General features: G+C 58.8%; 22 protein-coding genes and 1 pseudogene. 3 read left to right on the top strand and 20 right to left on the bottom strand.

The genetic code is table 11. The annotated features are described in order from the left end of the window. Nucleotides 1-9: 9 nt before the first annotated feature. The 15 genes from Q1M04_RS03535 to Q1M04_RS03465 all read right to left on the bottom strand — a co-directional run bounded on the left by Q1M04_RS03535 (nucleotide 10) and on the right by Q1M04_RS03465 (nucleotide 19,337). Entirely contained in the window at nucleotides 10-1,143 is a 1,134-nt protein-coding gene (locus tag Q1M04_RS03535) for an anaerobic sulfatase maturase (protein ID WP_297997226.1), read from the bottom strand. A gap of 16 nt (nucleotides 1,144-1,159) precedes the next feature. Further along, nucleotides 1,160-1,939 (bottom strand): sulfite exporter TauE/SafE family protein, encoded by a 780-nt coding sequence (locus Q1M04_RS03530; RefSeq protein WP_297997224.1) that lies wholly within the window; start codon nucleotides 1,937-1,939, stop codon nucleotides 1,160-1,162. 30 nt (nucleotides 1,940-1,969) lie between these two features. Further along, nucleotides 1,970-2,944, bottom strand: coding sequence for a sugar phosphate isomerase/epimerase (locus tag Q1M04_RS03525; RefSeq protein ID WP_297997222.1), 975 nt, complete (start codon nucleotides 2,942-2,944; stop codon nucleotides 1,970-1,972). 19 nt (nucleotides 2,945-2,963) lie between these two features. Further along, entirely contained in the window at nucleotides 2,964-3,932 is a 969-nt protein-coding gene (locus Q1M04_RS03520; protein ID WP_297997220.1) for a carbohydrate kinase family protein, read from the bottom strand. A 29-nt stretch (nucleotides 3,933-3,961) separates the two neighbouring features. Further along, nucleotides 3,962-5,494, bottom strand: coding sequence for a sulfatase-like hydrolase/transferase (locus Q1M04_RS03515; protein WP_297997218.1), 1,533 nt, complete (start codon nucleotides 5,492-5,494; stop codon nucleotides 3,962-3,964). A gap of 30 nt (nucleotides 5,495-5,524) precedes the next feature. After that, on the bottom strand, nucleotides 5,525-6,985 hold the full coding sequence (locus tag Q1M04_RS03510; RefSeq protein WP_297997216.1) for a sulfatase: 1,461 nt from the start codon (nucleotides 6,983-6,985) through the stop codon (nucleotides 5,525-5,527). Next, nucleotides 6,982-7,668 (bottom strand): D-lyxose/D-mannose family sugar isomerase, encoded by a 687-nt coding sequence (locus Q1M04_RS03505; RefSeq protein ID WP_297997214.1) that lies wholly within the window; start codon nucleotides 7,666-7,668, stop codon nucleotides 6,982-6,984. The genes Q1M04_RS03510 and Q1M04_RS03505 overlap by 4 nt, the downstream gene beginning before the upstream one ends. Nucleotides 7,669-7,702: 34 nt before the next feature. Continuing rightward, nucleotides 7,703-10,102: a DUF5054 domain-containing protein gene (locus Q1M04_RS03500; RefSeq protein WP_297997212.1), complete on the bottom strand. Its 2,400-nt coding sequence runs from the start codon at nucleotides 10,100-10,102 to the stop codon at nucleotides 7,703-7,705. A 13-nt stretch (nucleotides 10,103-10,115) separates the two neighbouring features. After that, a complete protein-coding gene (locus tag Q1M04_RS03495) occupies nucleotides 10,116-11,399 on the bottom strand; it encodes a CehA/McbA family metallohydrolase (RefSeq protein WP_297997210.1) in 1,284 nt (427 codons plus the stop codon). Nucleotides 11,400-11,447: 48 nt separating this feature from the next. After that, nucleotides 11,448-12,437, bottom strand: a complete 990-nt coding sequence (locus Q1M04_RS03490; protein WP_297997208.1) for an ABC transporter ATP-binding protein — start codon at nucleotides 12,435-12,437, stop codon at nucleotides 11,448-11,450. Between the two features lie 4 nt (nucleotides 12,438-12,441). Further along, nucleotides 12,442-13,491, bottom strand: a complete 1,050-nt coding sequence (locus Q1M04_RS03485; protein WP_297997205.1) for an ABC transporter ATP-binding protein — start codon at nucleotides 13,489-13,491, stop codon at nucleotides 12,442-12,444. Between the two features lie 12 nt (nucleotides 13,492-13,503). Next, complete coding sequence (locus Q1M04_RS03480; RefSeq protein ID WP_297997202.1) at nucleotides 13,504-14,622, bottom strand: ABC transporter permease; 1,119 nt, start codon at nucleotides 14,620-14,622, stop codon at nucleotides 13,504-13,506. Between the two features lie 4 nt (nucleotides 14,623-14,626). After that, on the bottom strand, nucleotides 14,627-15,637 hold the full coding sequence (locus Q1M04_RS03475) for an ABC transporter permease (RefSeq protein WP_297997200.1): 1,011 nt from the start codon (nucleotides 15,635-15,637) through the stop codon (nucleotides 14,627-14,629). A 210-nt stretch (nucleotides 15,638-15,847) separates the two neighbouring features. Next, nucleotides 15,848-17,905 carry an ABC transporter substrate-binding protein gene (locus tag Q1M04_RS03470; protein WP_297997198.1) on the bottom strand — a complete coding sequence of 686 codons (2,058 nt, stop codon included), beginning with the start codon at nucleotides 17,903-17,905 and terminating at the stop codon, nucleotides 15,848-15,850. Between the two features lie 88 nt (nucleotides 17,906-17,993). Further along, nucleotides 17,994-19,337, bottom strand: a complete 1,344-nt coding sequence (locus Q1M04_RS03465) for a sulfatase (protein WP_297997196.1) — start codon at nucleotides 19,335-19,337, stop codon at nucleotides 17,994-17,996. A gap of 295 nt (nucleotides 19,338-19,632) precedes the next feature. On the opposite strand from Q1M04_RS03465, the gene Q1M04_RS03460 reads away from it, so the two are divergent. Continuing rightward, nucleotides 19,633-20,667, top strand: coding sequence for a LacI family DNA-binding transcriptional regulator (locus Q1M04_RS03460; RefSeq protein WP_297997194.1), 1,035 nt, complete (start codon nucleotides 19,633-19,635; stop codon nucleotides 20,665-20,667). Here the strand turns inward: Q1M04_RS03460 and Q1M04_RS03455 are convergent. Then, nucleotides 20,645-20,938 carry a hypothetical protein gene (locus Q1M04_RS03455; RefSeq protein ID WP_297997192.1) on the bottom strand — a complete coding sequence of 98 codons (294 nt, stop codon included), beginning with the start codon at nucleotides 20,936-20,938 and terminating at the stop codon, nucleotides 20,645-20,647. The genes Q1M04_RS03460 and Q1M04_RS03455 overlap by 23 nt on opposite strands. A gap of 226 nt (nucleotides 20,939-21,164) precedes the next feature. Beyond that, nucleotides 21,165-21,338, bottom strand: a pseudogene (locus tag Q1M04_RS03450) (alpha/beta-type small acid-soluble spore protein); the annotation flags it as partial. 483 nt (nucleotides 21,339-21,821) lie between these two features. Here Q1M04_RS03450 and Q1M04_RS03445 point away from each other — a divergent pair. Together Q1M04_RS03445 and Q1M04_RS03440 are read left to right on the top strand one after the other, a co-directional pair. After that, nucleotides 21,822-23,054, top strand: a complete 1,233-nt coding sequence (locus Q1M04_RS03445; RefSeq protein ID WP_297997190.1) for an extracellular solute-binding protein — start codon at nucleotides 21,822-21,824, stop codon at nucleotides 23,052-23,054. Nucleotides 23,055-23,095: 41 nt separating this feature from the next. After that, on the top strand, nucleotides 23,096-24,676 hold the full coding sequence (locus Q1M04_RS03440; protein ID WP_297997188.1) for a methyl-accepting chemotaxis protein: 1,581 nt from the start codon (nucleotides 23,096-23,098) through the stop codon (nucleotides 24,674-24,676). An 83-nt stretch (nucleotides 24,677-24,759) separates the two neighbouring features. Here Q1M04_RS03440 and Q1M04_RS03435 read toward each other — a convergent pair whose 3' ends face one another. The 3 genes from Q1M04_RS03435 to nrdG form a co-directional block, all read right to left on the bottom strand. Then, nucleotides 24,760-25,140, bottom strand: coding sequence for a DUF1622 domain-containing protein (locus tag Q1M04_RS03435; RefSeq protein WP_297997186.1), 381 nt, complete (start codon nucleotides 25,138-25,140; stop codon nucleotides 24,760-24,762). Nucleotides 25,141-25,205: 65 nt separating this feature from the next. Next, nucleotides 25,206-25,661 (bottom strand): helix-turn-helix transcriptional regulator, encoded by a 456-nt coding sequence (locus Q1M04_RS03430; RefSeq protein WP_297997184.1) that lies wholly within the window; start codon nucleotides 25,659-25,661, stop codon nucleotides 25,206-25,208. A gap of 48 nt (nucleotides 25,662-25,709) precedes the next feature. Then, nucleotides 25,710-26,240 carry an anaerobic ribonucleoside-triphosphate reductase activating protein gene (nrdG, locus tag Q1M04_RS03425; RefSeq protein ID WP_293279266.1) on the bottom strand — a complete coding sequence of 177 codons (531 nt, stop codon included), beginning with the start codon at nucleotides 26,238-26,240 and terminating at the stop codon, nucleotides 25,710-25,712. Nucleotides 26,241-26,242 lie beyond the last annotated feature (2 nt).

Genomic DNA, 26,242 nt, shown 5'->3' with positions numbered 1-26,242 from the left:
CCCGTTTCCTCAGCAAAGACCGGATCGCATCCGCAGGATCATCTGGGCGGCCTGGTACAGCTCCGCCCCCCGCTCCGCAAAAAAACGCCGGTACGCCGCACAGTAATAATTGTGTCCCGCCGCTCCCTGCGGTCCGGGCAGACGGTCTCTCCGGCAGCCATTGCGGCAAAGAGGGTAGGCGGGACACTGCCGACATGCCTCCGGAACTTGGCAGGAGGACTCGATGAAACAGCGGGCTGTGCCGCCCCGCGCCATCTCGGCGAAGGACTGCCGCCCTACAGTGCCCAGACGCCATTCATCCAGCACGTAGAAATCGCAGGGATAGACACCCCCGTCCCCCTCCACCACAAACTGGACGGAGCAGCGGCCCCGCATGCTGCACGCCTCCGGCTCCTCGCCCAGCAATATGCCCAGCCAGTTGTCCAGGTGCCGGATGCTGATGTAATCCCCTCTTTTCAGATCCTGAAACCACAGGTCGAAAAGGCGGATGAGAAATTCCCCATACGCATCGCGGGAGAGGTGGTACGCCTCCGCGCCCCGCTCCTGATCCATAGGCTCCAGGCAGGGAATGAATTGAAGCCACTTGAAGCCCTGCTTCCGGTAAAAACGGTAGATGCTCTGGATGGAGCGGGCGTTTTTTCCCGTCACTACACAGAGAATGTTGTATTCCACATGAAATTTATCAAACAGGCGGGCCGCCCGCATGACACGGTTGAAGGTCCCCTTGTCCTCCGCGTCCCTGCGGTTGCGGTTGTGGAGCTCCGCCGGGCCGTCCAGGGAAAGGCCCACCAGAAAATGGTTCTCCGAGAAAAAACGGGCCCATTCCTCGTCGACGCAGAACCCATTGGTCTGGATCGCATTGCGGACCTCCACGCCGACCCGGCGGTGTTTCTCCTCCAGAGCTACCGTCCGGCGGAAAAATTCCAGTCCCGCTAAAGTGGGCTCGCCGCCCTGGAAGGCAAAGGAACAGACGCCTTCGGCGCATTCCATCGCGGCGATAATGACTTTCTCCATGTCGGCCAGAGACAACATCCCCTCAAAGGCGTGCTCCCGGTGATCCGACACGTCCCGGTAAAAGCAGTAGGAACAGCGCATATTGCAGGCTGAAGAAGCCGGTTTGATCAGTACGTTGACAGCTGGCATGGCACACTCCTATCGCCTAGGCAAACCGCCAGGCGTTATACAGACAGATGAGAACAATCCCGCACAGGAGGCCTGCAAAGAGCTTGTCCGTGGCCTCCGCTGAGATCCGCTTGTTGACCCTGGAGCCCAGAATACCGCCCAGCACACCGGCTGCCGTCATCAGGAGCAGGTAGTGCCAAGGGAAGACCGGAATGGTCCCCTGGACGCAGGAAGTGAGGAAGCTGGAGAACTGGGAGAACATGATAATGTACAGGGAGTTGGCCGCCGCTTTTTTGGTATCCATGGAGAAGGCAAAGTATAACACCGCCAGATTGACGGGGCCCCCGCCAATCCCCAAAAAAGCGGACAGCAATCCCATAATCCCGCCGATCCCCACGCAGGCCAGCGGATTTTGCACCCGGAAAGAAGGCAGGCGGTCCCGAAGGAAGGCGCTGTACACCAGCGTCAGCAGGGTCACCAGGGCCAGCACCAGAGCTTGCACCACGCCGGTGAAACGGTCGCTGCCCGCCATGGCCTTGACGGCCTGAAACGCCGCGTTGCCCGCGATGCCGCCGGCAACCGCTCCCGCCGCCAGCAGGCTCCCAGTCCCAAGCTCCACCAGGCGGGCCTTCCTCTGCCGGAAAACCGAGATCACAGACATGGATAGCACCGTCAGCCCCGACAGAAAGCTGATAGCGCTGACGCTCAGGACTCCAAGGGCATCCAGCACCGGTTTGATGATCACGCCTCCTCCGATGCCGCAGATGCCGCCGGCGGCCGAGGCGGCCAGACAGACGAAAAAAATCAGAAGCTCCATGCTCCGCCTCTCCTTAGAATAATAAGGGCCCTATGCTTCTCCCGGCACCGCTTGCTCCGCCAATGGGGGATCGAGAATTTCCTCTGGTCCGACGCGTCTTTTCTCTTTGCATTTCTCCATAAGAAACTGACCGCTCCGATACGCCATTTTTACATATTCTATCTGCAGTGTGCCATAAGCGTTGGCGGATACATTTCCGGTCTCATAATTCAGGGCCCCGTCATATCCAATGTCCGTCAGTCCCTGGACAACGTCGTCCCAATCGATGTCTCCCATATAAGGCAGTACATGCTCATCCCTGAATCCGGCGTGATTATCATTGATATGCAGGACCTTTAGCCGTTTTCCCATGGCGCGCAGGGCCCGCGACTGCCGAAGTCCCATGAGGTTTCCGTGTCCCGTATCCCAGCAGATCCCCACCTGCGGATCCGCAAAGCTGTCCACCAGCTCGATCAGCTGCTCATAATGCTGGCAGTAAACCGTGCCCAGCTTCCGGTCCATGCTGGGCGGCATGTTCTCAATGGCAGTCCCCACGCCGAGGCGGAGGCCTAAGTCGATATATTGATCGTAACAGGTGTGATTGCCGTCGAGGGACGCCCTGGTTTCATAGTTGTATTCCGGGAACGTCAAGGGGTGCAGCACCGTCCACGGTATACTCAGCATCCGGCTTGCGAGATAGGCCCTCCGGGTGCATTCAAAGAAGAACTCGGCATATTCCGGCCGTTGAAACTCCGGGCAGGTCCGCATACTGCATCCGGGAACGAAAGGCAGATGGGACTGGGCGAAAGTGATTCCCAATTTTGCGGCCGTATCGCCCACTTCTTCCACCTTGCGCTCCCAACGGTCGCCCAGCAAAATAAAATTCGGCTGGTCCAGCGAGGCTAAGGAAAGGTCGAACGTATCATACCCAATACTGCGGAGAACGGTAAGCACTTCCCCGAGCTCCCTGTGAACGCTGGAATCTCCCCGGCGCTGGTATATACCGGTAGCTACAGATAGTTTCATAAGCCCTCCTGCAGCTATATTATATGGTATATCCGCAAAGGGCTTCCACGCTCTCCCGATCCGGCATGGCGGGGATGCCGCCGCGCTTTTGGACACACAGGCTGGCAGCGGCACAGGCAAAACTGCCATAAGCATGGAGATCTTCCAGACTCAGCTCGCCGCCGCGCTTCCCGCTCTTGGATACACAAGCCAGAAACGCGCCCCAGAACGCATCGCCCGCGCCAGTCGTATCGACTACGGCGCTGACCGGGAAGCTGTCTGCCTCACACTCGCCTTGCCCGGCAGAAATATAAGCGCCCTTATCGCCAAGAGTGACCACGACGCAGGAAATGCCCTGGTTCCGCAAAATCTGGGCGGCTTTCCGATAGTCTGCGCAGCCGGTCGTGATCGCGCACTCCTCGTCCGAAATCTTGATGACATCAACATACGGGAGCAGAGAGCGGATTTGCTTTTGCGCCTCGGACGCATCCTTCCACAGCAGGGGACGGTAGTTTGGGTCATATGAGATCGTAGCCCCGGCCTTTTTCGCAGCCTCGACGGCTGTGAGCGCAGCATTCCGCGCCGGTTCGTCAGTCATGGACAGGGAACCGATATGGAAAATCCCGGTGTTTTGCACCATATCCATATTCAGCTCGTTCACATCCAACTGTGTATCGGCTCCCGGCTTCCGGGCGAAAGAAAAGGACCGCTCGCCCTGCTCGTCGATTGTGACAAACGCCAGCGTGGTGAAAAAGTCGTCCGTAATGACAAGGCCGCCGGTATCCACGCCCGCGCTTCGGATGGTCTCCTCCAGGAACCGCCCCTGCATATCCGCGCCTATCTTCCCAATGAATCCGGTCCGGCATCCCATATTGGCGGCACAGACCAGCATATTGACGGGCGCTCCGCCGGGGTTGCGCTCAAACAGCAGCATACCCGCCGGGGAACTTCCGGCTGGAGTAAAATCGATCAGGGTTTCACCCAGGGCGATTATATCATATTTTTTCATCTCGTACACTCCTTTTTTCAATATATCCCTCAAAGTGCCCGGTGCTTTTCAAGCTGCCACTGGCCAAGCTGATTCATCTTGCAGTACCACGGCGCCGCGTCGTCGTTGTGGTGGTACATCGCCGCCGCGAGACCCTCCCTCAGCTCTTGAAGCTGAGATCTGTAATTCGGATCGTTCACAAGATTCCGCAGCTCATAAGGATCCGCGTCCAGATCATACAGCTCATCCGCGCCGCCGCAGTTAAAGATGTATTTCATCGCTCCGCTCCGGTACATGCGCTGCATGGCAATCAGTGGAAAGGCGCTGACACATTCGCAGACCACGTAATTCCTCACGGCAGATCCGGGATCCTTCAGCAGCGGCAGCAGCGAATGTCCCGCCTGCCAATCCCCTTTTTTATATCCGGCAATATCCAGCACGGTGGCATAGATATCCACTGTGGACGCAAGCTGGTCCGTAACGGCGCAGCGGTTTCCGTGGGGCGGTTTGATCATCAGGGGAATCCTGGTGGTTTCGTTGTACATATGGCCGGATTTGTTTTCCATACCGTTGTGACAGCCTTGAGAATCTCCGTGGTCGGCGCAGAAGATGATATAGCTGTCGTCATAAGCGCCGGAGTCTTTCAGATACTGGAGCAGGCGTCCAATCTGGCGGTCAATGCCAGTGAGCGCGGCGTAGTAATGCCGGAGGTTGTTCTCAAAAAAGCTCCAGTCCTGTTCCGGCCGCTGCACCAGGCGGTGGAGCTTGTTCTCCACTTCTTTGCCGTCCGTGAAACTGGGCCATGGCGGAATGTCCATATCACGGTAAAGCGCGTAGTCTTCCGCCGTCACGTAATACGGTTCGTGGGGCCCCCAGAAATTCAGCGACAGGAAAAACGGGCCGCCCAGTTCCCGAAGCTGATCCGCGATCTGCCGGGCGCGCAGGGAAATAAAGTACTCCGGCGTCGTCTCCTCGCCGGACGTGATGACGCCTCCCTTGGAGTGATCGCCCGGACGGCAGCCCCGGTATACGCCAGTCAGAGTTTGTGTCAGGCCGTTTTCCCGCAGATATCTCTGAAACAGCTGCGTCCCGTGCCCGCCGTTTCCGTGTCCGGGAAAATCATCCCCGATGAATCCAACGTCCGTGGGCAGGGTGCCGCGGTCCAGATAGGCTTCCGCTCCCATGTACCCGCCTTTTCTGCGCTCCAGGAGCTCCCGGCCCTCGGGAGACGCGGATTTGTCCTTTCCAATGCCAAGGTGCCATTTGCCGGTATATCCGCAGTGAAAGCCCGCGGCGTTCAGTCTCCGGCTCAGCAAAAAAGGCGCGTCCGCCAGCTCGTGGGTGCTGCAGCCGTGCTGGTAGATATTCGTGCACATGCCTGTAACAGACGGGTAGAGCCCCGTATACAGCGCCGAACGGGCGGGGGTGCAGACAGGGGCGTTGGTATACGCATTGGAAAAGCAGAGACTATCCGCCGCAAGCGCATCCAGCGCGGGAGTCCGGCACGGCGCAGCCGGGTTCATGTAGTGCATGGTATCCAGGCGGTGCTGGTCTGTCATGATCAAGATCACGTTGTGTCCCACAGTGGTATCACCTCTCATATTCCTGTATGTTCATAGATCCACTGGAAAACGCTCGGCAAGGAAGGTCTGGAACTTTTGCACAAGTGCGGGAGCTTCATCCGTGATATTGTGCATTTCCCGCCCGTCCAAAAGCAGATCGTATAACTCCCGCCGTCCGCTTTCCAGATACTCCACATATTTGAACCGCTCCGTGATCACGCTGCGCCAGCCGGAGGGCCCCCTTTGCGTTGGAAAGGGCTCCGCCATGTCAGACCGTTTTTGGAATTCGGCGTACTCCTCATAGCCGGCCGCCGGCCCGCCGGACTCCCGCATATGTGTGTAGAGCGCCGCGTATTGATAGCCGCGCACCGGCGGGGCGCCGTCATTTGCCGCCAATGGGAGCAGACTTTTGGAATCCACATCAGGCGGCATGGACAGGCCCGCGAAGCCGGTGATTGTAGCCGCCAGATCATGCAGCTGCACCAGCGCACCGCACCTGTTGTTTTGAAGGACGCCCGGCCCGCTGATGACCAGCGGGATATGCACGGCGGGCTGATAGGGTACGGATTTAAAAAAGCGGTTCCGGTCTCCCAGCATCTCGCCGTGATCTGCGGAATATATGACGACAGTTTCCCGGCCCAGTTTGAGACGATCTACCTCGTCCAAAACCACGCCTATGCACCGGTCAATATTTTCCAGCATAGCCGCATAATTCTGTCTTACACCCGTCAGCGCGTCCGCCGGGCCTTTGAGCTCCTCTGGAATCGGAAAAGGCGTATGCTCCCATCTCCGTTTCATATCCTGGGTAACATCCCAGGGGTCGTGAGGACCGGAGAAGTTCACCATCAAAAACCAGGGACGGTCTCCCTCCGCCAGGCATCGCAGCTCCGTCAAGGCGTTCTCGGTGACCCAGTTGTCCGCGTAAGCGTCCTCTGGAATTTCCGCCGCCCAGGACCCGAGCGGGTCCTTCACCCTGCGCAGATGGTCCGCGCAGTATTCCTCCATCAGGCCCCGTTCCTGGAGAAAACTTCCATAAGGGCCCGCCCCTGTATGCTGAAAGGCCCAGACGGCGTCGCCCTTCCCCTCATTTTCCAGGGCGCGGGTAAACCCCAGCTTTTCCAGCTGGGGAATCCAGCCCTGCTCTCCCCAATACAGGATCGGCTTATGCAGGTCGAATTTTCCAACGCCGGACACCGCGTAGCCGCCCTCGCGCAAGACCCGGTAAAACGTAACACGGTCCAGAGGACAGCAAAAATCGTTGTTCCATGCCCCGCAGTGCTCATAATCCTGCCCCAGGGCCAAACAGGCCCTGGCGGGCACGCACAGCGGCGAATTGGTCGCCGCCCGAGTGAAGGTGGTTCCCCGGTCCATGAGCGACCGGATATTGGGCATCCGAAGCGGCGGCGCGTCTCCTTCCGGACTGGAGCTGGGCTGGGCATAGGGCATCCAGTCTCCCCGGTGCTGGTCGGAGAAGAAAAACAGTATATTCGGCCTGTCCGGCGCCATCGTCATTCTGCCTCCGGGTATTCATTGCACAAAAGGCGATAAGGAGCTTCGTCCTCCTCAATGGCCGGGAACCGCCCGACCTCCTCAAGAAAGCGGTTGTCCGTATTATCGTCGTTGCACTGGCTGACCTCTCCCAACAGCACGGGGCCGCTTCCAGGCTCCACCTCGAAGTCATGGTACATATAAGGCTGGATGGAGATGCTTTCCCCGGGAGTCAGGCGCACCTGTGTTCCGGCGGGCACTGCGGTCTCGCGGCCGTCTATATGGACGTGGACCTCTCCGGCTTTGTCAAGCTCCTCGCTGGGCAGAGAATTGTATACCCGGATCAGCACGTTTCCTCCGCCCCGGTTGATAATGTCCTCCATTTTAAACCAGTGGAAGTGCATGGGGGAATACTGCCCCTCTTTTATGTACAGCAGCTTCTCCGCATAAGTTTTAGAGTACTTTTCCGCCAGCTTCAAGTTGCCATTCCGGAGAGTAATCAGCGAAAAGCCAACCTTCTCAAAGCTTCCAGAACCATAATCTGTGATGTCCCAGCCCAGCATGTTCTCCCGGACTTCGTCGTAATCGTGTCCTTTCTCCTGCCATTCCTCGGGCGTGAAGCCGCAGAACGGAGGCAGCGCAAACCGATATTCCCGAATCATGGCCTCCATTTCTTTCAGCGCGGCATTGATCTCGCTGCGTTTCATAGAATAACCCTCCCTTAAATAAGATAGACTTTCCTCACCGTTTAAGGTCAAACCCATAGACGCCGAAGGGCCTGATGGAAAACTCACATATATCCCTGCTGGGTTCGCCGGCCGCCTGCCCTCGCAGGTCCGCCGGGCTGATCGTCCAGCCGGGGACCCGCAGATGGCCTTCCCGCTCCGTCAGTCCGGTGTCCCTCAGTGTCAGCCGCCATGCTTCTCTGCCACAGGGCTTTAGTCCTAAGATCTCCATTCCATCGGGGAGAAACAGCTTTGGCTCAAAGGGCTCCAGTGGAAGATAGTACGCGCCGCGGTCCAGCGCCAAGGCCCGGTCCATGATTCTGCCGTCGCAGGTCCCCTCATAGCTGAACAGGGTGAAGTCCCACCGCAAGCTCCCCCCGATCCACTGGGGGAAATTTGTACCCCACATGTTGTTGAACAGGTTGAAATAGAGGACCGCCTCTCCTGGCTGGTACTCTCTGCGGAAGCGGTAGATCCCGGTCTCTCCGATCGCGCAAAGAGGTGCGTCTCGGCTGACCACACAGACACCCGCGCCCTCGCTCTCCGCGCAAGCAAAGGCTTCCAAGCAGTACAGAGCATGATTGGCTCCGGCCACAATATCCCGGGCCGGATCAATCAGATCCCCGTTCTTATTGAACAGATATCTGGGTGCGTCCGCCGCGAGGGGCAGGCAAAGGGAACCGGATTCCACAAAGGGCGTCTCTTCCTTTTCGTCCATCTCCACCCGGAGGAACAGCTCCCCGCCTTCCGGAGGGAGGGAAACCAGGACCCGGATCTCCCGGCCATCGCCATATGCGTCAGCGGCGGAGCGGTAATGCAGGGCCAGCGTACAGCCGTCTGCCGTGTACCGAAGCAGCTTAGGATGGAATGTCCGGCTGGATATCTCCGGGTAGTTGTCCTTGCCATTGTCGCGGATTCCCCAGTCGGAAAAGCGGTAGGCGTAAGCGCGCAGATACTCCGTCATCTCCTCTGCACCGTAAATATCGTACTGATAGGAGAATACTCCCACGCCGGACCGTTCCCGGGCCAGGGCCCGTCTCAACGTTTTGTCGTAAAGCTCGGTGATCAGCCCCCGGTCCCGGTCAAAGGTCAGGCGGTAGCGGTGGTTTTCCAGGACGTTTTCCGTAGGAGGATACCGTCGGCCGCACAGAGGCGCCGTTCCCAGGGGCGGCACCTCCCGCACATAGACCATGTCCCGCCCCCCAATCTTCACGGATCCGGGAGTGTTCTCCGCTTCCACCCATCCGCTGAAGGTCCCGCCGTTTGGGTTAAAAACCCCGCCTGGACCCTTCTTTACGCAGGCCAGGGCTTCCTTCGCCGCCGCCGCAGCAGCATCCGCCCGGTCCCTCTGCTCCTGCCATGATGCTTCCATGCGGCGGTATTCGCCGGAGTTCTTGGCGGCCAGGAAATCCCGCTTTTCGTAGACCCGTTCGGGGGCCATCCAGGTTTTTACGTCCAGCCCCCAGGTGTGTTCGCCAAACAGGGACAGCGCGTCACAGGCCCGTTCATAGGCGCCGGAGAACCTCTGCATATCTCCCCCCGCCGCAAACAGCGCGGCGGCGGCCGTTACGATATCTCTGCGTGACTGGCGCACCGAACGCACCTCCGCCGGATAACTTCCGGTCCCGTGTATCCAGCTGTCCGCCAGGTCTCCTTCCACCACCGGCAGGCCGGAGAGATCACAGGCCGCCAGTTCGCGGTAGAAATCGTCCATCGTGCCGCAGACGACCTCTGCGCCGGGACAGGACTCCCGCGCCTTCGCCGTCAAGGCGCGGATCCGCTCCGCGCTCTGGGGGCCGCAGTTATCATGTGTGTGCATCAGAGCCATCCACACAGGGAAGGGCCAGTCCTCCGGCGGGGTCATGGAGGAGCCGTATCCGCCCTTGGAATACATCGTCAGCAATTGACTTTCGTCACTGCCCCGCCAAAAAAACAGCGGCGGAACATCCGGCGGCGTGGCAAAGGAATTGCAGCCCAGATGCAAAAATCTGACTCCCGCCTTTGCCAGCAGCATTGGCAGGGCCCGCCCATGCCCGGGGACGTCCGTCATCTTGGCACTAAGCGGCAGTGGGAGGCCATACAGTTCAGAGAGTCCGACGCTATACCGCAGCCCTTCGATCACATCCAACATACCGCAAAAATCCGTGTGCAGAGTATAGGGCATCGCATGGAAAGCAATTTGGCCCTCCTTTACCAGGCGGTCCAGCGTTTCCCGCTTCTCCCTGTTCTGCCGCATGACCGTTAGAGGCCAGGAGGGCATGGTCCAGACATATCGGAGAAGTCCCATATCGGAGGTGCCCTCGCAGGTCTGTATCACATCGGAAAGCATCTTTCCTGAATACTGACGAATCACATCCTCCGCCATTTGCGTAAAACCAATATCAAAGTGTGTCTTAAAAACCAGAATAATCTTCATGTCATTCACCCGCTCAGGCAAAATAAATGGGGTTGGACAGCAGGATCAGGCTGCTTCGGCGCAGCACCTCGAACCGTACGAACCTCGCGCCTGGAAAACGGCGCTCCAGCTCCAGGCGGAACGTGTCCGGCCCGCAGAGGATATCCTCGCGTTGCAGGTCCGTTATCAGGCGGATTCTGTCGCCGCCCCGAAGGCCTTCCAGCCTGATCCGTGTCTCGGCTCCGCGCCTGGCAGTCCCGCCGAGAACCGCGCCCTCCGCCTCTGCCCAAAGGACCGGGGCGCCGGGCCACGCTATGATGTAGCTCTCGCCCTGTCGCAGCGCCTCCAGAATATCCGCCGGAGAGCGGGACATGGCGTATACAGCCGTAGACGGCTGCCCCATGTGTCTGCCCGGTTCCGGGCGGTGGTAATCGCTGCCTCCGGCAATGGGATAACGCTTTCCCCGGCACAGCTGCTCGTGCCACCAGCGGAGGCATTTCCTGTTGGCCTGCGGAACCGTGCCGCCGTTGACCGCTTCGATCAAATCAAATCCCTTGTCCTTGAAGCCGAAATGCCAGCCGCAGCTGGGGCAGAAGGGATGGTTCAGTACCAGAAGCGCTCCGTTCCTTCGGGCCTCCGCCAGCTTTTCCCACGCCTCTTTGCGGGAGTTGACGCAGAAGGCGCTGCTGAGGGGACGGGAAACGCCCAGCATCCCGGCGTGGCCCTGGTAATGGGTCCACTCCGAGCCGGGCAGGACGGTCAGTCCTTCCACCTCGGGCAGCATCCGGTTGTGCGCATAGCCATTGTGGTCCGTCAGGAATAGAAAATCCAGACCCGCGTCTTTCGCCATAAGGGCTGCGGCCCTGGAGGGGAACGCGCCGTCGGACGCCGTAGTGTGAACGTGGATATCTCCTATCAGCAGCGTCCGCTCCCGATATGTAAAGGTAACTGTGTATAAAACGGATACGCCTTGGTCCGGTACTTTGTATGCACCTACGATTACCGCCCAGTCTCCGGCCCCGATCTCCGTCCGCGCATATCCCGGGGAGCTGTCCCAGGGGGAGAGATGAATGTTCCCCCGGCCGGCTCCGGACGCACCCAGGTAGTTCCCGCGTCCGTCGCGCAGCGCTAGGTCAACGACGCTCTCCTCCGTACGCAGGCATACGCCCGGGGGGGCCTCCGCTTCCCGGTAACGCCGGTATTCATAATGGATATCCAGGCGGCAGACGTTTTCCGGCACAGAAAACACGCGCTCATAATAGGAGCCCTCTTTTTCTTTGGAGATATCCTCCCGAAAGGAGATCTGAGACGTTTTCATGAAAGCACCACCCGTCTCCTGCCAGCTCTTTCCGCAGAGACCGGCATATTACTCACCGCTTCCCTCTCCGTCCGGGGACAGGTTCCAGCAAGCCGCAAAGTGTCCCTTCCCATGTTCTTCAAAAGGAGGATATTCCCGCTCACACCGGGCGGTTTTATAGGGGCACCTGGGATGGAAGTGGCAGCCGGTGGGAGGGTCGGCGGGATTCGGCACCTCGCCATCCAGCATGATGCGGCTGACTTTTACATCCGGGTCGGGATGAGGCGCGGCGCTTAGCAGCGCCTTGGTGTAGGGATGGAGCGGAGCGGAAAAGAGGTCCTCTGTGTCGGCAAACTCCACCGCCCGACCCAAATACATCACCAGCACCCGGTCAGAGATGTGACGCACCACCGACAGCGCATGGGAAATGAACAGGTATGTCAGCTTGAACTCCCGCTGGAGATCCTCCAAAAGATTGATGATCTGCGCTTGGATGGAGACGTCCAGAGCGGAAACCGCCTCGTCGCAGACAATGATTTTTGGTTGCAGGATCAAGGAGCGGGCAATGCCGATCCGCTGACGCTGGCCGCCGGAGAACGCATGGGGATACCGCCGCAAAAGCGCCTTGTTCAGTCCCACCTGTTCGGCAATTTGGTTGACGGCCTGCTCAATCTCCGATTTACTCATACCGCCGTTATAGCGCAGGGGCTCGCTGATGATATCAAACACCGTCATACGGGGATCCAGGCTGGCATAGGGGTCCTGGAAAATCATCTGGATATCCCGGCGGTATTTTTTCATCTGCTCCCGGGTCGCCTTCAAAAAGTCGATGACGCCATCCTCCGTATGAAGAAGGACTTCGCCTCCAGTGGCGTCGATGCCCCGGACGATCGAGCGGCCCAGCGTCGTCTTTCCGCATCCAGATTCTCCCACAATGCCGATAGTCTCCCCCTCGCGGACCGTAAAGGAAACGCCGCTCAGAGCTTTTACTTCCGTTTTCTTCGTCGTGTAAATCTTGCTCAGGTTTTTTACTTCCAGAATGACCTTGCTCGTATCCATTCGCTCACCCACCTTTTTTGACCAGCTCACAACGGACAAAGTGTCCGGGCTCCACTTCCACAGGCTGGGTCTCCGTACAGTCGCACTTGCCAGGGACGCACTGCTCACAGCGTTCATGGAAACCGCAAGAAGGCTTTAGTCCCACAGGCAGGGGGACCACTCCCCTGATGGCATACAGACGCTCATCCCGGTTCTGGTCCATTTTGGGGAGAGAACGCAGCAGACCGCGGGTATAGGGATGACACGCATTGTGAAAGATCTGGCGGACGGAGCCTGTTTCCACGATCTGCCCAAGGTACATCACCGCCACACGGTCGCACATGCCGGCCACCGTACCCAGGTCGTGCGTGATAAACAGGATCGACATACTAAATTCTTTTTGCAGCCCTTTCATCAGCTCCAAGATCTGCGCTTGGATGGTCACATCCAGTGCCGTCGTCGGTTCGTCGGCGATCAGCAGCGTAGGGTTGCAGCAGAGCATCATGGCAATCAGGGCGCGCTGCAGCATCCCGCCGGAAAACTCGTAGGGATACTGGTCGACGCGCCGCTCCGGGTTGGCGATGCCGACCTTTTTCATCATCTCCAGCACCCGGGCGCGGGCTTGCCGTTTATCCGCCCCCGGAGTGTGCAGCAGGACCAGCTCGGCCATTTGGTTCCCCACAGTATAGAGCGGGGAAAACGCGGTCATGGGCTCCTGGAAGATCATCGCGATCTCGGAGCCCCGGAGAGCACGGTAAACGGCGCCGTCCTTCTCCAGAGTCAGCAGATTCACGGTCTCGCCGGACTTTGTGCGGAACAGCACCTCCCCGGAGGAAGCGCAGTTTTTGGGGTTGATGCCCATAATCTCCTTACTGGTGACGCTTTTCCCGCAGCCCGATTCTCCCACCAGGCCCAGGGTCTCTCCCCTGCCCAGCACGAAATTGACGCCGCGCACGGCGTGGAGCGTATCTTCCTCCACGCGGATATTCACGTTGAGGTCCCGTACCTCCAGCAGATGATCCCCGGACATTTCCACCGGGCGGTCCGGGCCTTTTTTCTTAGTCTTTCCAAACATCTCGCACCCTCCTTACTTGTAAGGATCGGCCGCGTCCCGCAGGCCGTCCCCCAGGAAGTTGAACGCCAAGACCGCCAGAAACACAAACAGCATCGGGATTAGCTTCCAGCCGTAAAACATGATCGTCTCCAGCTGGTTGGTTTCCTGCAGCAGCACGCCCCAGCTGGTAGCGGGAGAGCGCAGACCCAATCCCAGGAAGCTCAAAGTCGTCTCACCCACGATCAGCTGCGGGATCGTCAGGGTCATATTGACGATGATATAGCTGAGGAAGCTGGGAATCATATGGCGGGTCACGATGGCGGGCGCCGGCGCGCCAGAGATACGCGCCGCCATAATGAAATCCTCCTGTTTGACGGCAAAGAACTGGCTGCGCACGGTGCGGGCCAGGTTAGGCCAGGAAATCAGCGACAAGATCACCGTCATCAGCATAAATACCTGGGCGGGTTTCAGCGTTGCCGGAAGGGCGGCGGACAGGGCCATCCACAAAGGCACGTTGGGGAAGGACCGGACCACCTCGATGGCGCGCTGGATCACCATATCCACCCAGCCGCCGAAATACCCCGCCAGAGAACCGATCAAAAGTCCAAGAGCCACGGTCATCAGCATACCGACGACCGGGATAAACAGGGATATCCGCGCTCCCAGAAGCACGCGGGAGAACAGATCGCGGCCCATGGAGTCCGTTCCGAAGAGAAAGACCTGACCGTCCCCCTCCGCCTGAAAGAGGTGCAGATTACAAGGGATCAGCCCCAGAATCTTATATTCTCCGCCCTTTCTGCCCTGGGCGAAAAAGCGGATGTGGTACACGTTATCCGTGTCTTCCGTGAATACGTTCATGTAGGTCTCAGGATCGCGTTCGCGCTGCAGGCCATAGACGAAGGGGCCCTCCCATTTTCCCTCGTGGAAAAAGTGGACCGGCGTGGGGCCGCAGTTTACATACTCACCAGAGAACTGCTCCGTGCCCTGAGGCGCGATAAAGCTGCCCAACAGCGCGCAGAGGTAGAACAGGATCAGCACGGCGGCACTGACCATGGCCAGCTTGTGCCTGCGGAATTTCTGGTACATAAGCTGCCATTGGGAGGCGTAATAGTATCGGTCATCCCGTTCAGCCTTTTTTTTGAATAAGGACATAAGCTCACCCCTTCAGATACTCCGCCCGCGCCCTCGGATCCAGCCACGCCAGCAGCAGGTCGGAAATAAACGTGCCGACAACGGTCATGATCGCCATCAGGAACAGCCAGCTTCCAGCTAAATACATGTCCTGGTCCAAAAGCGCGTTGTGCATCACACGGCCCATAGAGGGAAGGTTCAGCACGATCGCCACGATAGTAGTACCCGTAAAAATGTTCACCAGAGACCAGCCGATGGACGAGACGATCGGGTTGATCGCGGCGCGCACACAGTACTTATAACGAATAGCCCTGGCCTTCATACCCTTTGCCCGGGCGGTCATCACATAATTTTTTCCCAACTCGTCCAGCATCTGACCCCGCATGGTGCGCATCAGGCTGCATGTGTTCATCAAGCCGATAACCAGCACGGGAATGATGCTGTGCTGAAGCAGATCTATCATCTTGGCCATGGACCAGGGGGCGTTTTCCATCCCGGGAGAGTAGAGACCCAGCATAGTATTCCCTGTCAGCTTAAAGGAAATGAACATCAGGATAATGCCCATTAGGAAGTTGGGAACGGCCATTCCGATGAAGCCGACCGAGGTAAACAGGTAGTCCCCTACGGAATACTGGTGCACGGCGCTGTAAATTCCAATGGGAATCGCAATCAGGTAAGTGAATATCATCGTGACCAGAGAGAGCACCATCGTGGGGACGATATACGCTTTGATTACCGCGCTTACAGGCATGGACAAAGCAAAGGAATAACCGAAATCACCGTGAAAGATAATGTTAGATATCCATTTCCAATACTGTACGATAAAGGGCTGGTCCAGGCCGTAGTTCGATTTCAGCTGCGCGACAAGTTCCGGGGAGACCGTCTCGCCCGCTGCGGACATCCGGCCGATATAGTTGGTCAGAAAGTCGCCAGGAGGGAGGGTGATGATAAAAAACACGAAGAACGAGATCAAAAACACGGTCAATATCATGATGCCAAGCTTGCGCAAGGCAAAGCGCACAAAATTTTTATACATATTCGCTTCTCCATACCCATTATTTTCCGTCCAAAGCAGCGGTGCGGACCCACTGGCGCAGGATGGGCCTGCGCCGCCTATCCAGCTTTTGCGCCCGTTGAAAAGAGGCGCTCTGCCGGCCGCCGCCCCGCAGAAAAGCGGCGCCAGCCAACAGCCAATGCGGACAGTTGGCTGGCGCGCGGCAGATCCAGGGGCAGAACGCCGGGCCTTTTACTGCCCTATATACCAGGTATAGGGCTTGGCGTTGCCGTAAAAACGAAGCTCGTCGCAGGAAATGAAGTTGGGGTCGAAATTCTTCACCTTGTTGGACATGGCGGTATACTGGTCCGGCACGCTCAAATACCCGATGATCCAGGTGTTTTCCACATGGTTCTCCAGCAGCGCCCGTCCTGCCGCCTCCGCTTCCTCTGTGGTGGTGACGGTCTGCAGTTTCTTGGTCAACTCCACGATCTCCGCAATCTCAGAGCCCGCTTCCGGCGTCCAGGCGTCCTGATGCTCCAAGCTGTACTTGCCGATCCAGGTGCTGATGTTGCGGTTGGCCCCGACCCGATCGGGACGGACGGCGGCGTTGAAGACGTTTAGCTTCTCTTCGTAGAGAGCCATGACCTCGTCTCCGTTGACGACCTTTTCCTGCCGCTTGGGACGGGTGGTGTTGGAACCCTCCACCACCTGGATGCCGATCTCCTTATAATACTGCGCCAGCAGGGCCACCGCTTCGGCGGAGTTGCTTCCCTCGTGACCCTCGATGGTGATCAAGATCCCTTTGCCCGCGTTGCCGCCGGAGGTAAAGGTTCGGTATCCATCCGCGTTGCGGGTGCTGGAGATTATCTCGATCCCATCCAGCAGGGCGTTCGCGGCAGCGGGGTCATACTCGGTCCATTTTTCCCGGGCTCCGTCGATATACTCTGCCGTCCCCTCGGGTGCGGCGGCCTGAGCGGGAACGGCCAGCCCGGCGTAAAGGATCTCGTTCATTTCATTGCGGTCCACTGCGATGGACATGGCGTGGCGGAAGTCCGGTATGGAGAACAGTTCCGCGTACTGGGGATCCTTATAGGTCTGGTTCAGCTCCATGGAGCACACGGTCCAGTTGGGCTGGGGGCTGGTGTAGATACTATAGCCGCCCGTGGCCTCGCCGGCCTTGTAGGTGGGGAAGAGGCCCACGTCGAACCCGCCGGACATGTCCAGGTTTCCGGCTATCATCTCCTGGGCATAGAGGCCGGTATCCATAGTAACCATCTCGACCTTGTCGATATAAGGCAGCTGGCGGCCCTCCGCATCTGTCTTCCAGAAGTAGGGATTACGTGTGAAGACGTAGGACTGGTCGGTTTTTTCAGAATCCATGTTCCAGGCGCGCAGCGTGGGCCGGTCCTTGTAGTTCCAGTACATATAACCAAGCTGATTGCCCAACTGGGTATAGTCGTCAAAGACAAAGCGGGCATTCCGGGCGGCTGCGTTGGCAACAGCCTGCTCCTCGGTGATATCCGTTAGGCCCTCGCCACCCAAGACGGAGGCATCCAGACCACTCCAGTGGGGCTTGGTTGTGTCATGGGCGACGATATCCTGATACCAGTGCTTGGGGGCAAACATCCACTTGTTGTCGATGGCGATGTTTTGGAGAATCAGGGGCTTGGGGCTGTACAGCTTGATCTGGAAGGTGCAGTCGTCCACGACCGTTACAATGGCGGGCTTCGTCAGACCATCGGCGGGGTCCGTGGTCTTATACCAGTTGTAGTAATTCCCGTTATAAGATTTTGTGACCTTGCCTGTCTCATCCACGTCGGAAACCAGCATGTAATTATAATAGTATGCGCAGTCCTGAGCGGTAAATGGCTCTCCGTCGGACCATTTCATGCCTTCGCGCAGATGGATGGTATACGTCAGGCCGTCTTCGCTGACCTCGAAGCTCTTGGCCACATTGGGCGTGATACCTCCGTCTTCCGTCAGGCGGAACAGCGGCTCTTCGCAGAAGGGGCCGTAGTCCCACTCTCCCGTATGGCTGCGGCGCAGGGTTCCGCCGTATTGGGGGGCTTCCGGCGTTTTGTCCGTTTCCACCATGATGTCGCTCTCTACAGGCAGACGCTCGCTGAGCTCCGGCAGCTCTCCGGCCGCGACCATCTCCGCCAGCATGGGGGCTTCCTTGAGCGTCACTTCTTCCGCGGGGGGCCCATCAGAAGGGGCCTTGGGCGTCTGGTCTTTGCCGCAGCTGACCAGTATGCCGGATATCATGACGAGCGCGAGGGACAATGCCAACAGTTTTTTCAGTTTCATTTCCATATCCTCCAGTAGTTTATTTTGATACCCGGGCGTGAGCCGGATATTGCCACACAACAGCGGATTGAGAACGCATGGTCCAGATTCAAGTGGTGGCCTTATACGCGGCCGCAAATTTCTTGTCCCAGTTTTCCTCGAGCCCGGTGCGCCATTTTAAAGCTTTTTCCCGCATCTGTGCCGTGAGCTCCGGCATCTGTTCCGCCAAATTCGTAGTTTCACCAGGGTCGGCGGACAAGTCTGACAAAAATACAGGCGCCTGGGGCGGTTCGCCCTCTACCAGCTGCCCTTCCAGTACCAGTTTATAGGCTCCCTGCCGGATGGCGGTCTGCTGTTCCATTTCCCAGTACAGCGCCTCGTGAGGACTAGGGGCTCCATCCGTCAGGACGGAGAATATATCTTTCCCGTCCAGCTCGTATTCCTCCGGCTTGCCGCCCGCCAGCTTCAGCAGGGTGGGAAACACATCCATCGCCGCGCAGGGCTCGTCGATGACCTGGCCGGCGGGAATCCCCTCCGGCCAGCAGAAAATACCCGGAACTCGGATCCCACCCTCAAAGAGGCTGTACTTATGGCCCTTGAGCCCTCCGGGAAGACCGCCGTAATAGGGGTCGGTACATCCGTCCATCCAGTTGCGGGATTCCCGGGAGGGGCCGTTGTCGCTCTGGAAGAAGATGACGGTGTTGTCAAAGATCCCCAGCCGTTTCAGCTCGTCCGTGATCTGGCCGACCCCGTCGTCTACGGCGCTGAGCATCGCGGCCATTATGCGCCGGTCGGGCGGCAGATGAGGAAAACGGTCCAGGTACTTTCGCGGAGCGTGCATGGGATAGTGCGGCGCGTTATAGGCAACATACATTAAAAATGGATCTTTGGACGGACCCAGCTCTCGGATCTTCTCGACCGTTTTGTCCGTAACCATCTCCGTAAAGTACTTGCCGTTATCATAGAATTCCCGGTCGTTTTCCCACAAGTCATGGGACGGATTCGTCTGCCCGTCCGCCATGGACCAATAGAAAATGTGGGAATAGTAGTCGATGCAGCCCGCCATAAAACCGTAGAAATAATCAAACCCGTTTTGGTTCGGGCGACTCCGTTCCTGAAGCCCCAGATGCCATTTGCCTACCATGGCGGTATGATAGCCCAGCCTGCGCACAGCCGCGGCGATGGTAGGCGTTTCCGGTATAAGCCCAGTCGCTTTCCGGTGGCCTGCCAGGATTGCCCGCACGCCTGCATTGCCCGGATACCGCCCGGTCAGCAGGGAGGCGCGGGACGGTGAACACACCGGGCTGTTGGAATACCAGTTGGTAAAACGCGCGCCGCTCTGCGCCAGCTCGTCAATATGCGGCGTTAAAAAATCGGTATTTCCCATGCAGGATAGATCCCCATATCCCTGATCATCTGTCATAATTATAACAAAATTTGGTCTGCGATCCATTTCGCCTCATCCTCCTCCAAGCACAGCCAGCCCGTCGCGTCATGTGTGCTTTTCTGTTTATGCAAGGCAGTTTCTTCACATTGTGTGTCCGGGCACGCATTGCTTATAAAAAATTAACAACTTAATTCTAACAAACTCCCTCTGGTTTGTAAAGGAGAATTTGTCTGAATACCACAATTTCTATCAAATATCTAAAATTCTTTTTTGTTTTTTAGTACTAATCACTTGACTTTTCTTTCAAAATGCCGTATTATTATTGCGTGCACAGGCACACACGACGAGGAGGTGCAACCTTATGGCCCTTACCATCCGCGACATCGCAAAGCTGGCCGGCGTCTCCCGCGGCACTGTGGACCGGGTCCTTCATAACCGTGGGCGGGTAGACCCCGAGGTGGAACAGCGGGTCAAAGCGATCGTGCATGAATGCAATTACCAGCCAAGCCGTGCGGCCCAGCAGCTTTCCATGCGAAAGCAGAAAATCCGCATTGGCTTCCTCTCACGCATAGACCAAAACGGCTTTTGGTCCATCGTGATCCGAAATGCCAACCGGGCGGAACGGGAACTTTCCGCATATGGCATCACTGTGGAGAAGCGATATTTTGACTACTTGTCCCCCAACGCCCAGCTGGAGATGATCAACGAGCTGGTCTCGTTAGAGATCTCGGCCCTGGTGATCGTACCACTGGACGATCCAATCGTCTGCCGCCGTTTGCAGGAGCTGTCCGACAGTGGTATCTTAGTCGTGCTTTTGCAGTCTGAAGTCTCGGGTTTCGAGCCTTTCTGCTATATAGGGAGCGATTATTATGTCGGCGGCAGGACGGCTGCGGGACTCCTGCATAACTTTACTATGGGGCAGCCCTCGAAGATCTTGCTGCTGAACGGAAGCCAGTATTTGTCCAGCAATTATCTGCGCCGCAAAGGGTTTCTGGATGAGTTGGCTGCGTATGGAACTTCTTTTGATACCATTGAAAGCGGGGATATAACCAGCGACCCCGAATACGCATATCATCAGGCCCGGCAGCTTTTAGAGGACCATCCAGAAATCACGTCTGTTTATACCGTCCCAGACAGCGCGGCTTCTGTGAGCCGGGCTATTCAAGACACGGGCCGTGTCGGAAAGATCGTCCATATCGGTTTCGGCATGACGGACGCCACTCGGCCCTATATCCTGGACGGGTCCCTCAGCGCGATCATCGGTCACCGCGCCGAGCAGCAGGGCTATCTTCCGTTCTCTATCCTTCTGGATCACTTTTCAGGCGGTCTGGTCCCTGAAAACCGCCGTATTCTTATGCTGAATGACATTTTTATCAAGCAGAATAGTGTGTTTTGATAATTGCGAGGCCATGCAGCGGTTTTGTAAGCTTCTTTCTAAGCAATATTGCCTGGATCATTTGATGCTGAATCGTAGTCTTGCCTACCCGCCGGGTCCCAGTCAAGATGACGGTGCGCCGCAGGTCCGTCTGTGCCAAACGCTTCATTGCCTCATGGAAGGCAAGTCTCCGGTACGTTTTCGCCATCTGCGGGTTTACTGTGCCTGTTTTCCGCCAAGGGTTAAATGAAGTCAATACTTTCAAGATCCCAGCCTTGCTTGTAATTGCCATATCGACACCTTCCTTTGCAGGCATTGTATCTCTAAGTTTCATTATAGTTAAGAATTATTAGAAGGATACTTACTATAATTTCCTTAATTGATAAAGATCAAGGAGGTTTCCGCATTCGTGAAAACCTCCTTGATCTTTATTAATACAGCTCCGCCCGATATGTAACCGTGACCTGATGTCCTATCGCCGTCCGGTCCGCCCGCTCAAAGCTCATCGTTCGTATGGGCATCATCTTCTTAACCATCTGGCCGCCGACGGAGCCGGCCTCGCGGCTGGTCAGGTCGCCGTTGTAGCCTTCCTTCAGGTTGACGCCCACTTCGGAGGCGGCCTCCATCTTGAACTTATCCATGGCGCTGCGGGCCTCGGGGACATTGAGCTTGTTGGTGTTCTTGCTAGACATAATTGAATCTCTCCTTTTCATCAAATCATGCGTTTTTGTTTGGGTCACTGGGTATCGCGAGCATAGTTTGACTCGAAAAGGGGGGAATATGCCGATTTTTTGACGGTAATTTTTTCTTGACCGGGATCAGCCGAAATATTCCCGCATCCGGGGCCTTTTCAGCGCTTCCGGCTTGTCCAGGCTCTGCATTAGCTTTAGAGAAGGACACGGGTTGCCTTGTAATTTTTCGGGCCGTCATTTTCCGGTTCCGCTTCCCTCTATTCCATGAAGAAGGTCCCGCCAGCAAAATTCGTGCCGCGGCGAAGCGGTTCGCCTGCCTGCCGGGAAAATTCGCCGCCGGAGCGGCAGGAGAACACCTTGCCAGCGGAAGAAAAAAATGTTATAATATCAGCGCTGTGTTTGCAAACGCGAACCGTCCGCCAAAAACGGCCGCGTCCCTGGAATGCGCGCGGCTCAGGAAATCCACCGGAAGGGTTTGATGCTATGAAAAAGTATAGGTTTCTGCTGTTGTCCCTGGGGGCGCTGCTGTGCCTCTCCGCCTGCGGAAAGGAAGCTCCGCCGCCGGGGGACGTGAACCCGGTAAAGGAGAACGTGGAGCTGACCGTCTGGGGCGCGGAGGAGGACGAGGCGCTGCTTCAGGAGATATTTGCCTCCTTCCAAAGCCATTATGCCGGGGAGGCCGACTTCCGCATTACCTATCAGCCCCAGAGCGAGTCTCACTGCAAGGACGCCCTGCTGGAGGATTTGGAGGGCGGGGCGGACGTCTTCGCTTTTGCCGACGACCAGGTGGCCGCCCTGGCCGCCGCCGGAGGGCTGGACCCCATTGAAAACCCCGACGGTGTCCGGGCCGCAAATCTCTCCGCCGCCGTGGACGCGGCCAGCGTGGACGGGACGCTTTACGCCTATCCCCTGACGGCGGACAACGGCTATTTTCTCTATTACAATAAGGCGTACTTCTCGGAAGAGGATGTCCAGACCCTGGACCGGATGCTGGAAATCGCGGCGGAGTCCGGGCGGCTGGCGGTGATGGACTGGTCCTCCGCCTGGTACGTCTACTCCTTCTTCGGAAACACCGGCCTGGAGGTGGGGCTGAACGAGGACGGCCTCACCAATTACTGCACCTGGAACAGCGCCGAGGGCCCCGTTTCCGGCGTGGACGTGGCCCGGTCCATGCTGGACATCGCCGCCGGCTCCGGCTTTGAAAGCCGGACGGACGAGGAATTCCTGGCGGGGGTGCGGGACGGCTCGGTGATCGCCGGGGTCAGCGGCGTGTGGAACGCCGTGGCCATTCAGGAGGCCTGGGGCGAAGACGCCGGGGCCGCTAAGCTGCCCACCTTCACCTGCAAGGGCCAGCAGATTCAAATGGCCTCCTTCTCCGGCTGCAAGCTCATCGGCGTAAACGCCTATTCCAAGCATCCCCAGTGGGCGGCCCGGCTGGCGGAGTGGATTACCAGTGAGGAAAACCAGCGCCTCCGCTTCGAGCTCCGGGGCCAGGGCCCCGCCAACGCCAGCGCGGCGAATTCGCCGGAGGTTCAAGCTGCCCCCGCCATCGCGGCGCTGCTGGCCCAGTCGGAGTTCTCTCAGCTCCAGCGGGTGGGGGGCAAGTTCTGGGACCCGGTGGCGGAGTTCGCCGGGAACATGGCCCGGGGGAACCCTTCCGGCGCGGACCTCCAGGCCCAGCTGGATCGCTTAGTGGAGGGCGTGACGGCGCGATAGCCGCCATTTGATATTCCATCATGTTTCGGGGGGAGAGAGCTATGAAAGGAAAGCTGCAGCAGCGGCTGATTCTGCCCATTATCCTGCTGGGGCTGGTGACGCTGCTGTCCAATGTTTTGGCGGTATTCAGCATCAACAATGTCCACTCCAACGCGGGAACCATTGTGGACGAATATATGGTCAGCGAGGCGAAGCTGGAGGATATCCGGCGCTCCATCATGGACATCCACCGCTTGGCCCTCAGCCATATCGTGGCGGCGGACCACGCCACCATGATCCGCCTGGTCCAGGAGATTAAGGCGGAGGAGGCGGAGCTGGACGGGAAGCTGGCGGACTACGAGCCCTTTGTCTTTCAGGACGACGAGGCGGTCTACCAGGCCCTGCTGGCGGACTACGATGCCTTTAAGCACGCCCTGGTCCGGCTGGTCTGTGCCAGCGCCGACAGCAAAACCCAGGAGGCCTACACCATGGCCAACGGGGAAGTGGCCGACCGGAGCGAGGCGGCGGAGGGAGGTATCAACGTCCTGTCTGCCTCCGTCTCCACCCAGGCGGAGGCGGCGAAAAGCCGTCTGTTCCTGGTGTATGTCACCTCCTTGGCGGTCAGCGCCGGAACGCTGCTGGCGGGGATTCTTTTGGTGTGGGCGGCCCTGCGGATCATTCGCAAATACGTCATTGCCCCCATTCGGGGAGCCATGGACACCCTTCAGGACAGCTCCCAGCGCATCAGCGGCGTGGTGGGTGAGGTGCGGAAGCGGACCCGGACCTCCAGCGGCAGCGCCCGGGAGCTCTCCGGGCTGACGGAGCACCTCTCCGCCGCCCTGGAGGAGATTGCGGGGAACACCGCCGCCATCACCGCCAGCGCCTCCGGCACCCAGGAGGACGCCGTCCAAATGGCGGAGGACTGCGCCGCCATCACCGCCTATTCCGTGGAGATGCGGGGCCGGGCGGAGGAGATGGAGCGGTCCGCCCGGGAGGAGATGGAGACGGTCCGGGCCCGGACGGAGGAGATCACGGCCTCCCTGGACCGGGCCATCGAAAAGAGCCGGAGCGTGGACCGCATCAGCGCCCTGACCAAGGACATCCTGTCGATTTCCTCCTCCACGGATCTGATTGCCATCAATGCCGCCGTGGAGGCCACCCGTGCCGGGGAGGCGGGAAAGGGCTTCGCCGTGGTGGCCCGGGAGATTCGCCGTTTGGCGGACTCCTGCGCGGAGACCGCCAGCCATATTCAGGAGGTCAGCGGCGTGGTCACCGGAGCGGTGGACTACCTCTCCGGCAGCGCCCGGGAGCTGACGGAATATCTGGGGAAAGCCCTCCGGGACCAGCTGGAGCAGTCTGTCCGGTCCGGGCGGCAGTACCGGGAGGACGCGGCCTACATCCAAGGGACCATGGACTCCTTCAACGGTCAGGCGGAGCGGCTCCGGGAGTCCATGGAAGACGTGGCCGCCTCCATTTCCAGCATTTCCAGCGCGGTGGAGGAGGCGGTGGCCGGGGTTACCGGCGCGGCGGACAGCACCCGCGCCCTGGCGGGAGACATGGCGGGCATTACCTCCGGCATGGACACAAACCAGGAGATTGTGGGCGAACTGCAAAAGCAGGTGGACGTGTTCGCGAACCTCTGAGAAGCATACATAAGAAACGGGCGGCGGACGCTTTGCGTCCGCCGCCCTTGATTCATTTGAGTGCTGATGTAAAAGTCCCGCTGTCACGGTCTCCGGCCCGTTTCCGCCAAAACGGGTTCCTCATGCCCGACGGTTTCGTCCAGCCGGGCCTCTTCGTTCTTGATCTCCCAGTGAATGATAAAGGTCAAGGCGCCCCGGAGCAGAATCACCAGACCCAGGACCATAAGCTCGCTCAGCTCCCGGACCAGCACGGTCCGCAGCACCTCGCCGCCCAGCTTGAACTCCAGGGCCAGGGAAATGCCCTGGGCCAGGGAGAGGCGGATGTGGGGCTTGCGCTTCGCGTAGCCGATGATGCTTTTCACCGCCGTGATCAGCAGAACGGCTACGCCGGCACACTCCAGCAGCAGCACGCCGTATTGGACGATTAGCTGGAAGATCGCTTCGATTTGGTGGAGCAGCGCCATAAGCGGAATCCCCCTTTCGTAAATGGAGCGCTTGGAGCGGGACGGAAACCCTTGCGGCCTTGGGCTTATCGCCGCCCCAGCTCCCGCCGGACGGCCTTGGCCAAAAGCTCCTGCCCCTCGGGGGAGCGGAGGGCCTCCAGGGCCGCGTCACGCATCAGGGCCTGGAAGGAGGGGCTTTTCAGCAGCGCGCCGAAGACCGCGCCGTCCTCCTGCACCGCCGCCGGGCGGGGCTTTTTTGAAACGGGCGGGGCCGCCGGAGTCCGGACGGGCTCCTCTGTGGGCACATTGCCGGAGAGCCAGCTGTCTCCCCCGGCGGGGTTGTCGCTCTCGCCCCGGAGATAGGGGAGGGTGACGGAAAAGTAGTCCGCCAGCTTCCGCTGCTGGTCCTGGGTGGGCGTCTGCCGCCCGGTTTCAAACTTCTCCATGGCCGTCTTGGGGAAGCCCAGGGCGGCGGAAAGGGCGGGGCGGCTGATTCCCCGCTCCATGCGGAGCGCCTCCAGGCGCTGCGCCATTGTTACCATGATGAAAACCTCCGTTTGAGGCGCGGCGAAGGCCGCGCCTCTGGTTTCTTATCCCCGCCGGTCCGGCAGGAGGACGGCGCTTCCCGCCGCCCGGGTGGCGTTCAGGTCGATGAGCCGCTGGTTGGAGCTGCCCCGGAAGCGGAGGGAGATGTCCTTCAGCGCCTCCACAAAGCGGCCGTCCACCAGCACGTCCAGAAGGGACAGCAGTTCCTCTGTGGCCTCGCAGCGGGGATAGCTTCCCTCCGTCAGCAGCTCCTCGTAGGTGAAGCCGCTGAACGCCCAGATGTTCTTTTCCGGGTACGCCGCCCGCACCTTTCGCAGGAAGGGGAGGAGTGCCCGCTGGTTTTCCGGCTCAAAGGGCTCGCCGCCCAAAACCGTCAGGCCGCTGACATAGCTGGGGGAGAGAAGGGCGAGAATCCGGTCCTCCGTCTCCTCCGTAAAGGGCTGGCCGTAGTCAAAGGCCCAGGTTTGGGGCTGGAAGCAGTGCTCACAGTGGTTGGTGCAGCCGGAGACGAAGAGGCTGACCCGGACGCCCTCGCCGTTGGCGACGTCGCAGTCTTTGATTTCTCCGTAATACATGG

Source organism: uncultured Oscillibacter sp. (assembly GCF_950073225.1).
Classification (GTDB): domain Bacteria; phylum Bacillota; class Clostridia; order Oscillospirales; family Oscillospiraceae; genus Oscillibacter.
This window is presented reverse-complemented; position numbering and strand designations above follow the sequence as displayed.

What these genes read in the sequence shown, in the direction of transcription:
- Q1M04_RS03465 (WP_297997196.1), bottom strand. Translation starts at nt 19,337, where the DNA reads ATGGATCGCAGACCAAATTTTGTTATAATTATGACAGATGATCAGGGA.
- Q1M04_RS03485 (WP_297997205.1), bottom strand. Translation starts at nt 13,491, where the DNA reads ATGTTTGGAAAGACTAAGAAAAAAGGCCCGGACCGCCCGGTGGAAATG.
- Q1M04_RS03495 (WP_297997210.1), bottom strand. Translation starts at nt 11,399, where the DNA reads ATGAAAACGTCTCAGATCTCCTTTCGGGAGGATATCTCCAAAGAAAAA.
- Q1M04_RS03480 (WP_297997202.1), bottom strand. Translation starts at nt 14,622, where the DNA reads ATGTCCTTATTCAAAAAAAAGGCTGAACGGGATGACCGATACTATTAC.
- nrdG (WP_293279266.1), bottom strand. Translation starts at nt 26,240, where the DNA reads ATGTATTACGGAGAAATCAAAGACTGCGACGTCGCCAACGGCGAGGGC.
- Q1M04_RS03460 (WP_297997194.1), top strand. Translation starts at nt 19,633, where the DNA reads ATGGCCCTTACCATCCGCGACATCGCAAAGCTGGCCGGCGTCTCCCGC.
- Q1M04_RS03470 (WP_297997198.1), bottom strand. Translation starts at nt 17,905, where the DNA reads ATGAAACTGAAAAAACTGTTGGCATTGTCCCTCGCGCTCGTCATGATA.
- Q1M04_RS03430 (WP_297997184.1), bottom strand. Translation starts at nt 25,661, where the DNA reads ATGGTAACAATGGCGCAGCGCCTGGAGGCGCTCCGCATGGAGCGGGGA.
- Q1M04_RS03445 (WP_297997190.1), top strand. Translation starts at nt 21,822, where the DNA reads ATGAAAAAGTATAGGTTTCTGCTGTTGTCCCTGGGGGCGCTGCTGTGC.
- Q1M04_RS03510 (WP_297997216.1), bottom strand. Translation starts at nt 6,985, where the DNA reads ATGACGATGGCGCCGGACAGGCCGAATATACTGTTTTTCTTCTCCGAC.
- Q1M04_RS03475 (WP_297997200.1), bottom strand. Translation starts at nt 15,637, where the DNA reads ATGTATAAAAATTTTGTGCGCTTTGCCTTGCGCAAGCTTGGCATCATG.
- Q1M04_RS03535 (WP_297997226.1), bottom strand. Translation starts at nt 1,143, where the DNA reads ATGCCAGCTGTCAACGTACTGATCAAACCGGCTTCTTCAGCCTGCAAT.
- Q1M04_RS03500 (WP_297997212.1), bottom strand. Translation starts at nt 10,102, where the DNA reads ATGAAGATTATTCTGGTTTTTAAGACACACTTTGATATTGGTTTTACG.
- Q1M04_RS03505 (WP_297997214.1), bottom strand. Translation starts at nt 7,668, where the DNA reads ATGAAACGCAGCGAGATCAATGCCGCGCTGAAAGAAATGGAGGCCATG.
- Q1M04_RS03440 (WP_297997188.1), top strand. Translation starts at nt 23,096, where the DNA reads ATGAAAGGAAAGCTGCAGCAGCGGCTGATTCTGCCCATTATCCTGCTG.
- Q1M04_RS03455 (WP_297997192.1), bottom strand. Translation starts at nt 20,938, where the DNA reads ATGGCAATTACAAGCAAGGCTGGGATCTTGAAAGTATTGACTTCATTT.
- Q1M04_RS03490 (WP_297997208.1), bottom strand. Translation starts at nt 12,437, where the DNA reads ATGGATACGAGCAAGGTCATTCTGGAAGTAAAAAACCTGAGCAAGATT.
- Q1M04_RS03530 (WP_297997224.1), bottom strand. Translation starts at nt 1,939, where the DNA reads ATGGAGCTTCTGATTTTTTTCGTCTGTCTGGCCGCCTCGGCCGCCGGC.
- Q1M04_RS03525 (WP_297997222.1), bottom strand. Translation starts at nt 2,944, where the DNA reads ATGAAACTATCTGTAGCTACCGGTATATACCAGCGCCGGGGAGATTCC.
- Q1M04_RS03435 (WP_297997186.1), bottom strand. Translation starts at nt 25,140, where the DNA reads ATGGCGCTGCTCCACCAAATCGAAGCGATCTTCCAGCTAATCGTCCAA.
- Q1M04_RS03520 (WP_297997220.1), bottom strand. Translation starts at nt 3,932, where the DNA reads ATGAAAAAATATGATATAATCGCCCTGGGTGAAACCCTGATCGATTTT.